Annotated in this window: 12 protein-coding genes; 10 read left to right on the plus strand and 2 right to left on the minus strand. The window is 42.7% G+C overall.

Translation table 11 applies throughout. The annotated features are described in order from the left end of the window. The first annotated feature begins 85 nt into the window (after nucleotides 1–85). Nucleotides 86–2,377, plus strand: a complete 2,292-nt coding sequence (locus ACTUJY_RS05140; RefSeq protein WP_463614991.1) for a TonB-dependent receptor — start codon at nucleotides 86–88, stop codon at nucleotides 2,375–2,377. 66 nt (nucleotides 2,378–2,443) lie between these two features. On the opposite strand, the gene ACTUJY_RS05145 is transcribed toward ACTUJY_RS05140, so the two are convergent. Further along, nucleotides 2,444–3,457 carry a porin gene (locus ACTUJY_RS05145; RefSeq protein ID WP_463614992.1) on the minus strand — a complete coding sequence of 338 codons (1,014 nt, stop codon included), beginning with the start codon at nucleotides 3,455–3,457 and terminating at the stop codon, nucleotides 2,444–2,446. Nucleotides 3,458–3,841: 384 nt separating this feature from the next. Here ACTUJY_RS05145 and ACTUJY_RS05150 point away from each other — a divergent pair, with 384 nt between their 5' ends. From ACTUJY_RS05150 to ACTUJY_RS05180, 7 genes are all read left to right on the plus strand, one after another. Then, complete coding sequence (locus ACTUJY_RS05150) at nucleotides 3,842–6,115, plus strand: ABC transporter permease subunit (RefSeq protein WP_463614993.1); 2,274 nt, start codon at nucleotides 3,842–3,844, stop codon at nucleotides 6,113–6,115. Between the two features lie 24 nt (nucleotides 6,116–6,139). Further along, complete coding sequence (gene pstA, locus ACTUJY_RS05155; protein WP_463614994.1) at nucleotides 6,140–7,768, plus strand: phosphate ABC transporter permease PstA; 1,629 nt, start codon at nucleotides 6,140–6,142, stop codon at nucleotides 7,766–7,768. A 99-nt stretch (nucleotides 7,769–7,867) separates the two neighbouring features. Further along, nucleotides 7,868–8,656 carry a phosphate ABC transporter ATP-binding protein PstB gene (gene pstB / locus ACTUJY_RS05160; protein ID WP_463615129.1) on the plus strand — a complete coding sequence of 263 codons (789 nt, stop codon included), beginning with the start codon at nucleotides 7,868–7,870 and terminating at the stop codon, nucleotides 8,654–8,656. A gap of 81 nt (nucleotides 8,657–8,737) precedes the next feature. Beyond that, nucleotides 8,738–9,475, plus strand: coding sequence for a phosphate signaling complex protein PhoU (gene phoU / locus ACTUJY_RS05165; protein WP_463614995.1), 738 nt, complete (start codon nucleotides 8,738–8,740; stop codon nucleotides 9,473–9,475). Between the two features lie 87 nt (nucleotides 9,476–9,562). Then, on the plus strand, nucleotides 9,563–10,258 hold the full coding sequence (gene phoB, locus ACTUJY_RS05170) for a phosphate regulon transcriptional regulator PhoB (RefSeq protein ID WP_463614996.1): 696 nt from the start codon (nucleotides 9,563–9,565) through the stop codon (nucleotides 10,256–10,258). A 39-nt stretch (nucleotides 10,259–10,297) separates the two neighbouring features. Beyond that, nucleotides 10,298–11,584, plus strand: coding sequence for a phosphate regulon sensor histidine kinase PhoR (phoR, locus tag ACTUJY_RS05175; protein WP_463614997.1), 1,287 nt, complete (start codon nucleotides 10,298–10,300; stop codon nucleotides 11,582–11,584). 170 nt (nucleotides 11,585–11,754) lie between these two features. Continuing rightward, nucleotides 11,755–12,720, plus strand: a complete 966-nt coding sequence (locus ACTUJY_RS05180) for a PstS family phosphate ABC transporter substrate-binding protein (protein ID WP_463614998.1) — start codon at nucleotides 11,755–11,757, stop codon at nucleotides 12,718–12,720. Between the two features lie 138 nt (nucleotides 12,721–12,858). Here ACTUJY_RS05180 and ACTUJY_RS05185 read toward each other — a convergent pair whose 3' ends face one another. Continuing rightward, nucleotides 12,859–13,482, minus strand: a complete 624-nt coding sequence (locus tag ACTUJY_RS05185) for an alpha/beta family hydrolase (protein WP_463614999.1) — start codon at nucleotides 13,480–13,482, stop codon at nucleotides 12,859–12,861. A 189-nt stretch (nucleotides 13,483–13,671) separates the two neighbouring features. On the opposite strand from ACTUJY_RS05185, the gene ACTUJY_RS05190 reads away from it, so the two are divergent. Continuing rightward, complete coding sequence (locus tag ACTUJY_RS05190) at nucleotides 13,672–13,881, plus strand: hypothetical protein (RefSeq protein WP_463615000.1); 210 nt, start codon at nucleotides 13,672–13,674, stop codon at nucleotides 13,879–13,881. Between the two features lie 65 nt (nucleotides 13,882–13,946). After that, nucleotides 13,947–14,852, plus strand: coding sequence for a 1-aminocyclopropane-1-carboxylate deaminase/D-cysteine desulfhydrase (locus ACTUJY_RS05195; RefSeq protein WP_463615001.1), 906 nt, complete (start codon nucleotides 13,947–13,949; stop codon nucleotides 14,850–14,852). The last annotated feature ends 5 nt before the right edge of the window (nucleotides 14,853–14,857 follow it).

Raw genomic sequence — 14,857 nt, forward strand, 5'->3', positions numbered from 1 at the left:
TAACCAAATAAAAGCCTTACTCGGAATGCCAGAGTAAGGCTTTTTAAATTTGACTGCTCTAATTATCTCTAAATGAGGAGGGATTATGTCGAGTACATTTACATTAAAAAAAATGACCAAGGCTTGTGTATTCGTATTAGCTCCACTTTCACTGCATGTTGCCGCCAGTTCCGAAGATATTGATGTTGGAAATATCTCACTGGAAGACTTGTTGAATATCGAAGTAACGTCTGCTTCTAAAATTGCGACAAAAACATCGAAAGCGCCCGCCGTTATTACTGCTTATAAGCAAAAACAACTCGATGATTATGGGTTTAATGTTATTAACGATTTACTCTATACTTTACCCGGGTTTGGCCCAAGTCAGGATTATGATCGACCCACTGTAGGCACTCGTGGAAATTTCGACAGCTGGAGTAATAACCATATTTTACATTTAGTTGACGGAATACCCGTTAACGATAATTTATATGGGTCTGCTTACACTTGGCTGGTCCCTATTTTTTTCAGTAAAACCATGGAGGTTATTAGAGGACCAGGATCGGCACTTTATGGATCTAACGCTACCAATGGTGTCGTGCAAATGAACACCTATAAAGGAGCCGATCTTGGCAATCGGTTTTACAGTAAAGTCACAATATTACCGGGAACAAATGGTACACGACGTATGGAAGCCATGACAGGAGCACAAAGTGGCGATTTGGATTTCATCATGGCGTATTCATACCATCAAACGGATGGAAATCAATACTATTCTTTTGACGGTTCAGGTCGACTCTCGGGTGAAACTTTTAGTGATGGAACGCCAAAAGCAGCACAATTTTTAACTCGAGATAACAGAGATGATTCCTACTTTTGGTCCAAGTTATCCGTTGGAGACGAATGGCAGTTTCAATATCACCGACAAGAGTGGGATTTTGATACCTATTTTGGATGGCTTTTCTGGATACCGGATTTTGACGAAGAAATGAATGAGTCGCGTGATATTTTGTCTGCGAAGTTCAGCGCTCAGATCAATGACAGTTTATCTCACGAATACGTTATCCGGTACCAACGACACGATATCACGTGGAATCAACGTTATTATCCAGACGGTGCATTCGATGATTATTATCCATCAGGCATGTGGGAATATCTGGATACTGACGCGTCGGATATTTTTGTTCGAGCGCAGCTCACTTATGTGTTTGACGATGAGTCTGGAGCCACCTTTTTAGCGGGTTTTGAAGGCGACCGATTTTCCTACGTTGGTGACGATGAACACTTCAGTAATATCAATGTCGACTCTGCGTTTTTTGAACCATTCCCTGGTGATATGAATACAGAGTTAGGACCGTGGTTAGACTATATAAAAGATGAGCCCATTTTAAATACTGCCATTTACGCTCAGCTAACAACCGGAAACTGGCTTGGCGATATTGAACTGACCGCTGGTGTGCGTTGGGATAAATTGGATGTGAATTATAAAGAAGTTTATACCCCTGAGCAGCCGAAAAGAAATAAGAGTTTATCGAAGGTAAGCCCTAGAATTGCGGGTGTGTGGTCTGCGAATGAGAACCTGGTTTTTAAGGCGATGTGGGGTAAAGCTTTTCGTGCGCCAACGCCGACTGAAATGGCAGGTGCTCACACTTTTTCATTGGCCTCCAATATTGCTGAGTTGGATCCTGAGTTGATTACAACCACAGAATTTCAATTGGATTGGACGATGGACGCAAACCATGTTCTAAGAAGCAACCTCTTTTTAACGGAGTTTGAAAATCAAATTGCGTATTCAACGGTGAATCAAAACCTGAGTACTAATATTTATTCAACTGAGAATTTAGGATACGAGTTTGAATTTATCGGTAATTATGGCGAGTGGAATTGGTTCGCGAATATTTCATATGTCACGAGACAGGATGAAAAAGTGTTGGCGTTTGATGAGAATAATAACCCAGAGTTTTCACAACATGCGGATGATATTAAATGGGAACCCGGGTTAAAAATAAATTTTGGCGCAGCTTTTCTTTGGGATAAGTTAAGCATGTCGTTTAATGCGCATTATCATGGCGAAGTCGAACGACGTGATTCCGACAATGAGCTGTTATCGGGAGATTGCGACTTTGATGGGAACATTGATCCGGATCCTAATTCCTTGCCTTTAGCTGTGTGCGTACCGACAGACTTTAATTTGGTTACTCATCGTGGCAATAAAGTTGATAGTTGGTTGACGATTAATGGAAAAGCGAGTTACGCATTGACCGATTCGGCACATGCCACTTTGGAAGTAAGAAATCTTTTTGATGAAGATGGTGTTTTAGCGAAAACAGGGCCATTTCCATTCGATTATCGTATTCCAGGGCGTCAAGTGATGGCTTATGTGGAGTTTAAATTGTAGATATTATTTAAAGCTGAAAAAAGGGCAGCTTTGGCTGCCCTTTTTTTATCATGAACTAACGTTGGATTAAAACTTTTGCTCAATTCCAACGCCTACCCATGAGTAGTCGTTTTTCGCTTTGTCGTCGCTTGAGGTGTAAAAAGTAAAGATTTTGGTTTTCTTACCCAGTTTCACATCCCAGCCAATCGAAGTCATTTCTTTGTCGACTGATTTTTCATCACTTTCACCGGTTTGGAATTTAAAAGTATGATCGCCACTTTTGTAAGCGATACTCACGAGTATACCTTCTTCATCGATCGTACCATTGTCGTGCTCATTGAATATTGCACCGAACGTCCAGCCGCCCAACTTGTATTGCGTCGTTAAGCGCGTCGTCTTAGTTTGATCACCGTCAACGTCAGAGTCTTGGGCCAGTGCAACGAATAAGTTATCCGAAGCGTACTCAAGTGAGAACGATGTTGCGTCGGTAATTTCGTTATTGTATTTAATCGCGACATCTGGAGTATTTGGATCGTTATCATGATCGGTATCGATGAGTTGAGTTTCTTCTGGGCTACCTTTTCCTTTGGAAGACATTGCCAATTTCACTTTTAATCCACCAGCAAATTTAGGTGATGTGTACTGAAAAATATTATCGGACCGATTTTCACCTACGAAGATGTTTTTAATATCGCCTTCTAAATCGTTAAATAAGTCGACTTTACCTTGAGCTTTTTTCAGAGGTGTATCGAATCGCCCTGCGATTAACTCACCAAAACCACCCGCTAGACCAACAAATTGATTACGTGATTTAATGTGATTGTCTTTTGTATCTTTCTCATCAACGGGGTCGACTTCCCATTCCAGTTGATAAATACCTTTTAGCGAATCGGACAGTTTGGCTTTACCTTTAATTCCGAAACGTGAAGCATTACTTTTAAGCTCCATACCATCTAAGTCGGCATCGTCTGTTTGTTGAAAGGTGACATTCAACTTCCCGTAAACATCAACGGACACATCATCATCCGCCAATACACTGCCTGTGAACCCGTAGGTTGCTATTGTCACTGCTACTGCAGCTACTTTTTTATTAAAGTTCATGCAAATACTCCCAGTTATGTAAAACTCAAAATCAGATGGCCGCTATCATAGAAGGTTATTGTGACAATTGTATTGCAATTGTAATGATATCAATGTTTTGGATATCTATGACTCGGGAGGTCGTGATTATAATAGAGAAAAAATGGAGATGCCTTAATTTAACAACGCAAAAAGTAATATTTCATGAATATTTCAGCCCTATGACAGAAGATTCACACAATTATTACCCAAAGCATCGATAGGCCCAGAAGGCTTTCAATAACTTGTGTAAAATCAGTAGGTTGGGTAATTTTTTGAATGGGCTGGAAACGTATGACGGTTTGTCATATAACTGTCATGTTCCACTTTTACAATATCCGCCATATTTCTCAAAGCAAGCAGCTCATGAACGATATTAGTAACGACTACGATGCGGTCAAAAATCGAGTACGCGAATTGCTCGATAATCAGACTGAGAGTGGACACCATACTTTTAGAAAAATCAAAGACTTAACTGCCAAGTACGGCATCGCATTCGGTGGTGTTTCCGTTATTGTTGCGGTTGTGATGATCTTCTTTTATTTGTTGTATGTCGTTTTTCCCATTTTTAAAAGTGCCGAAATTCTTCCCGAAACCTCGTACGTTTACTCGGTTGAGGACAGCCTTATCTGGGGAATGGAAGAGTACGGCGAAATCGGTTTTAAACTTGAAGAGTCGGGTAAATTATCCTTCTTCGATGCGACTACCGGTAAAACGGTTGATCAAAATCAGCTTCAATTGAATGAAGGCGAAAGGGTTACGCAGGCCAATTTTGCCAATCGAGAAGAAAACTTGTTGGCACTTGGGCTCTCTTCGGGGCGAGTGCTGTTGGCTAAAATGGTCTTTCGAATCAGCTACCCTGATGACAAGCGAAAAATTACGCCCGATGTTGAATACCCCTATGGTGAAGATGGCATCGAACTATTTAATGCACCAATAGCTGCCTTGTCTGTGGCTAAAGGTGAAGAATTTTTAAGCGTCGTTGCCGCTGATCAGGAGCAGGAAATTCGATTTGTTCGTTTTCTTTTTGAGCAGTCATTTCTCGATGATGAACTAACTCTTGATGAAGTCGCTAATCAATCCATAAATAGTGATATTAGCATCGACTATTTATTACACGATCAAGCGGGTCAATGGTTGTATGTCATCAACTCAGCAGGGGAAATGCAAAGTTATTGGTACGAAGATGAGGAGCTGCACACGAATGAGCGTTTGTCGTTGGTTCCGACTCAGACGAAGATAACGGAAGTCAAGTTTTTACTTGGTGGGATGTCATTAATTTTCGGTGATGACAAAGGGAATATTTCGCAATGGTTTCCCGTGCGCGATGAAAAGAATACGTATCGTTTAACTCATATTCGAAGCTTCGAGTTCAGCGATGCGGCAGTTAAAACGATTGTTCCAGAAATTCGTCGCAAAGGATTCTTGGCACTGGATAAGAAAAACCAGATTGGTGTTTTTTATGCAACATCTCATCGAAGACTATTGTTGGAATCGTTAGACGGCATAAAAGAATCGTCTCAAATGGTAATTAATCCACGTTCAAGCCGAATTGTCATTACTAATGGAAACGATCTTTCAACATGGCAATTAGATAACGAACATCCGGATTTGTCTTGGTCAGCACTTTGGAGCAAGGTATGGTATGAGAGTTATCCGGAACCTCAATATACTTGGCAATCTTCAGCATCGAATACCGACTTTGAAGCCAAGTTCTCATTGATTCCTTTAAGCTTTGGTACCTTAAAAGCGGCATTTTACGCCATGTTATTTGCGATGCCCTTAGCCATTTGTGGTGCTATTTTTACCGCGTATTTTATGGCGCCAAAAATGCGCACCATGGTAAAGCCTGCGGTGGAAATTATGGAGGCATTACCGACCGTAATTCTGGGGTTTCTTGCGGGGCTCTGGCTTGCTCCTGCGATGGAGGAAAACCTTCCCGGTGTATTTTTAATTCTTATTTTATTGCCACTGTTTATTATTGGTTTCGGTGCATTTTGGCACTTCTTACCTTCAAGCTTAAAGCAACACATTCCTGATGGTTGGCAAGCTGCCTTATTGATTCCTGTTATTGTATTAGTTGCTTGGGCTTGTTTGGCGTTCAGCTATCCGGTCGAAAAAGCATTGTTTGATGGTGATATGCGTGTCTGGCTTGAATCGTTGGGCATTAATTATGACCAACGAAATTCACTTGTGGTTGGTATTGCTATGGGATTTGCGGTGATTCCAACCATATTTTCAATTGCTGAAGATGCGATTTTCAGCGTACCGAAGCATTTGACCAGTGGTTCGTTAGCGTTGGGTGCAAGTCCATGGCAAACGCTGGTTCGAGTGGTGCTTCCTACGGCGAGTCCCGGTATTTTTTCTGCCGTGATGATAGGTTTAGGTCGTGCCGTTGGTGAAACGATGATCGTGCTGATGGCCACCGGTAATACACCCATTATGGAAGCCAATATTTTTGAAGGTATGCGCACTTTATCCGCCAATATTGCCGTAGAAATGCCGGAGTCTGAAGTAGGGTCATCGCATTATCGAGTGCTCTTCCTTGCAGGATTTGTGCTTTTTGTTTTTACCTTTGTGTTTAATACACTGGCAGAAAATATTCGTCATCGATTACGTAGAAAATACGGCTCGTTGTAACCCATAGATTGTTAGGCTGAATAAATGAAAGAGAAATTTTTTAAATCGGGTGAACATTGGGTCTGGTTTAATGCTGGTGCCATTGCTATCGCTCTGGTTATGGTATTGAGCTTATTGCTGTTAATTGCTGTGCGCGGCTTGAGTCATTTTTGGCCCGCGGATGTTACGGTGTATGAAACGAAGCAATCCGATGGCGGTACTCTTTTGTCGATGGGCGAACTCTACGATGAAGAATTACCCAAAGGCAAAGATCCGAAAGAGTATAAACAATTACTGTTAAAAGTTGGCAATCGTGATATCTATGGATTGGATTTTCGTTGGATCAAAATAAAAAACTTACTCTCTGAAACGCGTCGAGACGACGTAATGGTTTTGGAACGTCGAGAATGGGGTAACTTTTATGGATTTATTGAAAGTGTCCGCTTTGACAATAAAGACTTTGACAACGATGACAATGAGCAACTTCAAAACGCACTGTTTTTGGCGATCGAGCGAGCGAATAAAATTCACGATGAAGTTAAAGAGCTGGAAAAAGACGATATCGGATCTATTAACTACGAGCTGGAACAACTCCGTTTGGAGCGCCGCCGTTTACAACTTAACCGTGAGGATTCGCCAGAAGCATTGGCAGAAATTGAGGCACAGGAAAAGCAACTTAAAGCTGACTTTGAAGTGTTGCAAGCAAAAATGTTCGCTTTATACGAACAAGCCAATCGCGACACAATAAGCGCTCGGACCATCGATGGTAAACAGGTGAGTATTCGTGCGGCTAATATTGTGATGGCGTTTCAACCCAATTTGATGGGGTGGTTTGATAAAGTTGGGCATTACTTCAGTAAAGTAGGCGAGTTTATATTTGACGAGCCGCGAGAAGCTAACACTGAAGGCGGTGTCTTTCCCGCAATATTTGGTACCGTAATGATGGTAATACTGATGTCGATTATGGTCACACCTTTTGGTGTTGTTGCTGCGGTTTATTTGCATGAATACGCCAAACAAGGGTTTTTAACGCGCTTGATCCGAATTGCTGTCAATAATCTGGCTGGTGTTCCTTCCATCGTTTACGGTGTATTTGGGCTTGGCTTTTTTGTGTATTTTTTGGGTGGTAGTATCGACGAGCTGTTTTATCCCGAAGCGAAGCCGGCACCAACGTTCGGAACCTCTGGGTTGATGTGGGCTTCAATCACTTTAGCATTATTGACTTTACCCGTTGTTATTGTTTCAACGGAAGAAGGTTTATCGCGAATTCCTAAATCAATCCGTGAAGGCAGCTTGGCTCTTGGTGCAACAAAAATTGAAACGCTGTGGCGAACTGTTTTACCAATGGCGAGTCCGGCAATGATGACCGGTCTAATATTGGCGATTGCTCGCGCAGCGGGTGAGGTTGCACCGCTAATGCTGGTAGGGGTTGTGAAACTAGCGCCAACTTTACCACTCGATGCTAATGCGCCCTTTATTCATTTAGAGCGTAAATTCATGCACCTCGGCTTTCATATATATGACGTTGGCTTTCAGAGTCCCAACGTAGAGGCGGCGCGGCCACTGGTTTACGCAACCGCACTTTTATTGGTATTGGTAATCATTTTGCTCAACATTACCGCTATAAAAATCCGTAACCGACTGCGTGAAAAATACAAGTCGCTAGAACATTAAATGACGGATTGACGATTGAATATGAGCAAGCGTGAAGATTTTCAAATAGGTGAACCTATGACTGCAGAACTGAAACTCGATTTGAACAAAGACGATACGATGGATGGTGTTAATTTAAATGCGCTGAAAGGCGAAAAAATTGCACTGGAAGTAGACCAGCTAAATTTGTATTACGGTGAAAAACAAGCGCTTTACGATATTAACTTGCAGATTCCGGAAAAGAAGGTCACGGCATTTATCGGTCCCAGTGGTTGCGGTAAATCGACTTTATTACGCTGTTTTAACCGTATGAACGATCTGGTCGATATTGCGCGTACCGAAGGTGCCATTCGATTAAACGACAAAAACATTTACGGTCATGATGTCAATGTTGCGGATTTAAGACGCAATGTTGGTATGGTGTTTCAAAAACCCAACCCGTTTCCCAAGTCCATTTATGAAAATGTGGCCTATGGTTTGCGTTTACAAGGGATCAACAAACGCAGCGTTCTGGATGAAGTGGTTGAGTGGGCGCTTAAAGGTGCAGCACTATGGGATGAGGTGAAAGACCGTCTTGATGACAATGCATTAGGTATGTCTGGTGGTCAACAACAGCGACTGGTAATTGCTCGCGCCATTGCTGTACAACCGGAAGTTTTGCTTTTGGATGAGCCTGCTTCGGCATTGGATCCCATCTCGACTTTAAAAATTGAAGAATTGATCCACGATTTGAAAGACCAATACACCATTGTCATCGTTACACATAACATGCAACAAGCGGCACGTGTTTCCGATTATACCGCTTTTATGTACATGGGAGACTTGGTCGAATTTGATAAAACCGATGTGATTTTTACTAACCCTCGTAAAAAGAAAACCGAAGATTATATTACCGGGCGGTATGGTTAAATTAAGACGACATAGTATTGAAGAGAGATAGTTATCACGCTCTCCAGACAAACGAGTGAAACTAATAGCGAGTAATTCAAAATGATGGATAAAAGCCAATTTACGCAACACATATCTCGACAGTTTAATGAAGAGCTGGAAAACGTCCGCCAGCGTGTTTTGACCATGGGCGGAATGGTTGAAGAGCAAATTGAGCTGGCGATGGAAGCTTTATCTACACTGGATTCAGAGTTATCGAAAGAGATCATTGAACGTGATCAAAAAGTGAATGCTTATGAAGTGAGCATTGATGAGGAATGCACTCGTATTTTAGCGAAGCGTCAACCGGCAGCAGGTGACTTGCGTTTGGTGGTCGCCATTATTAAAACGATTACCGATCTAGAGCGTGTAGGTGATGAGGCAGAGAAAATTGCTCGAATGGCGAAGCATATTGCATTGTCGATGGAAGACTCTATTCCGTCTAAAAAGCAGTTTGGCTCGGTAATTCATTTAGGCAACCATGTAAAAACCATGTTGCATGAAGCGCTGGATGCGTTTGCTCGCCTAGACACTCAAGCCGCTTTAAGTGTTGCGCAAAAGGAGAAAACGGCCGACGAAGAATACAATGCGATAACTCGTCAATTGATCACTTATATGATGGAAGATCCAAGAAGCATTTCTTCTGCACTGGATGTGATGTGGTCGGCGCGTGCATTAGAACGAATAGGCGATCACGCACGAAATATTTGTGAGTACGTCATTTATTTGGTGGAAGGTAAAGACGTGCGTCACGTCAGTTTAGAAGAAATGGAAGAGTTAGCAAAAGGGCGCGAAGAGTAATTTTAAGAATCGTGTTTTCTGACATTTTATACGAAGTTAGAACATGTTGAAGTAATATTCGAAACACTTTATAGAATAGGTTAGGTTATGAGTGCAACCATTATGGTCGTTGAAGACGAACGCGACATACGTGAAATGTTGGTGTTTTCGTTGGAGCAGGCGGGCTATTCTACGTTACAAGCGGGGACTGCCGAAAAAGCGTTATCGTTGTTACAGGAAGAAACCATTCCTGATCTGTTACTGGTCGACTGGATGTTGCCAGGTGCTTCCGGAATCGAGATGACTCGAAAAGTGAAAAAGAGTACTTTATTTAAGGAAGTTCCCGTGATCATGCTCACAGCTCGTGGTGAAGAAGACGACCGTATTAAAGGACTGGATGCTGGTGCGGATGACTATGTGATCAAGCCGTTTTCTCCACGAGAGTTAATGGCTCGAATCAGAGCGGTTTTACGTCGAACTGAACCCAGTGTCGCTTCTGAAAAAGTGATTGAATCGGGACGTCTTCGCCTCGATACCGCAAGTCACCGAGTCACTGTTGATGGTCAGTCGGTGAAAATGGGACCCACCGAATACAAATTACTGTTGTTTTTTTTGGAGCATCAAGAGCGTGTGTTTACGCGAAGTCAATTGCTCGATTCGGTGTGGGGGCATCAAGTGATTGTTGAAGAGCGAACCGTTGATGTTCATATACGTCGCTTACGAAAAGCTTTGGCTCCATTTGGAATTGAAAATTACATACAAACCGTACGTGGAGCGGGCTATCGCTTTTCTCATCGTGGTTAGTCGCGTCGTGCGAGTCGGTAGGTTCGAAAAGAGTTGATTATGCGAAGTTTCCGCTATTGGGGTGTGGAAATCTGGTTTGTTTCGCTTACCGCAGCGGTTGGTATAGTCATAGGTTTGTTTACCGGCTATACCGGCGAAATTTTATTTGCCATTACCGCGTTGTATCTGGGGTGGCATTTAAGACAAATTTATCGACTGAAACACTGGCTTACGTCTTCGCGCAATTTGTACCCTCCGGAATCGGAAGGGATTTGGAGCGATATCTTTCATAGCATTTACTTGCTGCAAAAACGCAATCGTAAATCGCGTAAACGTTTGGCCAATATTTTAAGTGAGTTTCGAGCTTCAACCGCTGCACTGCCCGACGGTGCAGTTGTACTAGGCGAGTTTGGTGAAATCGTCTGGTTTAACAAGTCAGCGGAGGCACTATTAGGGTTTAATTCAAAACAAGATGTGGGACAAAGGATCACCAACCTGCTGCGTAACCCCAAGTTTGTCAATTATCTGGAACAACAAGACTATGTGTTGCCGGTCGAAATTACCTCACCAGTCGACGATGATACCAAACTGTCGCTAAGACTCACCGCTTACAATCGAAATCAACGGCTTTTAATGATTCGCAACGTTACCCGGTTATATCAACTGGAAAAAATGCGTCAAGATTTTGTGGCGAATGTTTCTCATGAGTTACGCACGCCATTAACGGTGGTTAATGGTTATGTTGAGATTTTTAGCGACTCTAAAGAGCAGTTACCCAGTTTTTTTCATCGGCCTATCGATCAAATGGGGCAGCAAGTGATGCGTATGCGCTCATTGGTGGATGATTTGTTGACGTTATCTAAGTTGGAATCGGGAGATGAGCCGATACGACAAAGTGCAGTAAAGCCTCACTTAATACTAAAACATATTTGCGAAGAAGCGCGAGCATTAAGCGATGGAAAACACAATATTCAATTCACATGTGAAACGGAATACTCTGTAAAAGGGAACGAGAAAGAATTGCATAGCGCTTTCTCTAATCTTATTTTTAATGCGGTACGTTACACGCCGGTAGGCGGCGATATTGTTGTGGCATGGGAAACGGATAACAAAGGCTTGAAAATGTCGGTGAGCGATACGGGGCCAGGGATTGATCCGATACATTTACCACGGCTTACCGAACGCTTTTATCGCGTAGATGATGGTCGTGATCGAGAAGTTGGTGGCACCGGGCTTGGTCTGGCCATTGTAAAACACATTCTTGAACGCCATGGTTCGCGCTTACAGGTTGAAAGTGAAGTTGGCAAAGGAAGTTGCTTTTATTGCTATTTCCATGCTGTCAATTGATCGGCTAAAAGCGGCCATTTTTGATATTGCAGTGAATCCAGTACGGCTTGTAACGAGCTGATTTGGTTTTAAAAATAGAATTGCATGATGTGTCATAAAAAGGAAACATTTGGTGCCTATCATGCTTGCATCCTGATTCGGGGGATAAAAGACATTTTTGGGAGAGTATCATGAAATTGCTAAAAAACGTTGCAATTGCGGCCAGTATGGCGGCTGCTTTAGCCAATTCTCACGTAATTGCCGAGTCCAAAGTTGACCCTAAATTACCTGAGTATACAAAAACCAGCGGTATTTCAGGCAACTTGTCGTCAGTAGGTTCCGACACATTGGCTAACCTGATGACCTTTTGGGCTGAAGAATACAAGCGTATGTACCCAAACGTGAATATTCAAATTCAGGCTGCTGGCTCATCTACTGCGCCTCCAGCATTGACTCAAGGCACATCGAATTTCGGACCGATGAGTCGCAAAATGAAGAGCAAAGAGACCGCTGCTTTCGAAAAAAAACACGGATACAAGCCTTTGGCTATTCCTGTTGCGATTGATGCTTTGGCTGTTTACGTAAATAAAGACAATCCCATTCAAGGTTTAACCATTGCTCAGGTCGATGCGATTTTTTCATCCACTCGTAAATGCCGCTCTGATGCAGATATTTCCAAGTGGGACCAGTTAGGGATTAATGGTTTGGGCGACATTCAATTATACGGTCGTAACTCGGTTTCTGGTACTTACGGTTATTTTAAAAAGAAAGCACTTTGTAAAGGTGATTATAAAAACAGTGTCAATGAGCAACCGGGCTCTGCTGCTGTGGTTCAAGCCATTAGCCAGTCTAAAAATGGTATCGGTTATTCAGGTATCGGTTACAAAACTTCAGGCGTCCGTTTAGTTCCGCTGGCGAAAAAAGAAGGGGATGCTTTTGTTGAAGCAACTTCAGAAAATGCTTTGAACGGTAAATTTCCTTTAAGCCGCTACCTTTATGTTTATGTAAATAAAAACCCGAACAAACCGTTATCGCCGCTAGAGCGCGAGTTCGTAAAAATGGTTCTTTCCAAGTCCGGTCAAGAAATCGTTGTTAAAGACGGTTATATTCCGCTACCTGCAAGCAAAGTTGAAGAGTTGTTAGAACTGATTAAGTAATATCGGAAATTTGATTCGCGAGGCGAAAGGCTCACCCACGGGTGAGCCTTTTTTAATTATAAATCCGGAAGGAATTCTTAAATTAACGAAAACGGACCTTGAAGCATTAATGGGTAAAAAATAATAGATAAACACGCTCTAATCGTTCGGTAACGTTGAAAAGATTTTCTCGCTGATTGATTGAGCGGCGTAAGTGATATTTTCGATTTGAGTCACGCCACTGGCTTTTCTTGGCTTAAAGCTGTGATCACCATCTTTTACCCAACGGATATCAACCGATGAAGGCAGCGGGTAAGATGCGACCTCCTGCCGACTGCCAAATGTGTCTCTTTCGCCTTGTAAAATCAAGCAGGGTTTGACCATGTCCTTAAAGTGTTCCGTTCTGAGTTTGTCGGGTTTTCCTGGTGGATGAAAAGGATACCCTAGTACAAAAGTACCGATAACCTTTGGGTGCAGATGTAACATAGTGGCTACTCTTCCACCCATAGACTTGCCGCCAATCCAAAGGTTTTTGCACTCCAATTGTTCAATGTTTTCGCTAAAACATTGCAAAAGTTTGGGCATCCTATCGGGGGGACGCCGTTTGCCATCTTGAGTACTCAATGCCATATAAGGGAAATTAAACCGTACAACTTGTACATCATCGTGCTCTAGTAATTGCTTGATCTGTCGCATAAATTCAGAGTCTGCATCGGCACCAGCACCGTGAGCCATCAAAATTGTGACTTTTTTACATCGACATACTTTATCTAAAAAGGCCATAATCGCCGCCGTTTTTATCACATGGTGAAATATTAATCAAAATCTTACCCGGTTATCCGTATTATTTTGCCGAATATCGTGGATAATTTTGGAAATTCTCAAAGGTAAGACTAAAATGCAAGTATCTTGACTGAATATGGATGTTTTTTGTTCAAGGTGCGACTTTTCTCACAAGAGGTTACTAAGACAATGAGTGATACACCAGCTGCGTATTTTGCAGAATCGAATGGTGATCGTTACTACATTGGACCGGAACGTCGGATTGATCGACGTCGAACCAATAACAATCGCCGACTGGAAAACTTACTCAGTAACTTCGGGCTGGACCGACGTGTGAGAGTGGATCGACGTAAACGTGATACTTCTTGGTTAATCATGGCCGATGTCGCTAACCTGTAGCGGCATTGATTCCTATTTGCTCTTCTAATCTTTCTAACGCAACTTTCTAAATTCTATCGCTTGTCGTGAGCAATTTAAATGCGCTTAATTTTTGCTTTCCTTCGCCCTTGCAGCCTCTTGACTCTCCCGATTGGGCGTCGTCAGTAGCGCTTTGGATTAAACGAGATGATCTAATTCACCCGCAAATATCCGGAAATAAAGCGCGAAAACTCCTATATTGGAGCAACGAATGGTTGAATACGCCTCCCTCCAGAGTTGTATCAATGGGGGGAAATCGTTCTAACTTCCTACATGCGCTCAGTTATTTGTGCCATAAGCTCAAAATTCCCTCCATCTTTTTTATTCGAGGCCATAGACCTGACTCGTTTGCTGCTACGTTGTTCGATATTCAAGGTTGGCGAACAGAGCTCCGATTTATTGACAAGTTGACCTTTCGGCTGTTGCGGGAACAACCTAATTTAGCATTACAGCAAGTAATGGATCCGGACGCCTTTTGGTTACCAGAAGGAGGCAGCGATAGGTTTGGATTGCGCGGTGTGATGGATTCGGTGGATGAGCTTGAATTTGAACCGGACAGCATATTGGTTCCAGTAGGCACAGGTTGTACCGCGTTAGGAATTGCTGCCGGTGTGTTACGCAGAGGCTGGCGCTGTCCAGTGATAGGGGTCGTTGTATTGAAAGGAGCTCGTTCATTAGAAACCAGCTTACGCCACTTATCTGAAGTTTCATCGATTGAGTGGCCTGAGAATCTAAAATTGGTGCATGATTATTGTGGTCGGGGCTTTGGCAAAATCGATAACACCATGAAAATGGAACAACACCAACTGGAGCAATTTTGGTCGCTGCCACTGGAACCGGTTTATACCCTTAAAATGTGCATGGCTTTAAAAGGACTTGTCAATGCTACCGGAACGACGCTTGGTGAGCGAGTGCTGCTTTGGCATACCGGTGGCCTGCAGGGAAACCGTTGAAAATC

It is taken from the genome of Pleionea sp. WD8-19 (assembly GCF_055326765.1).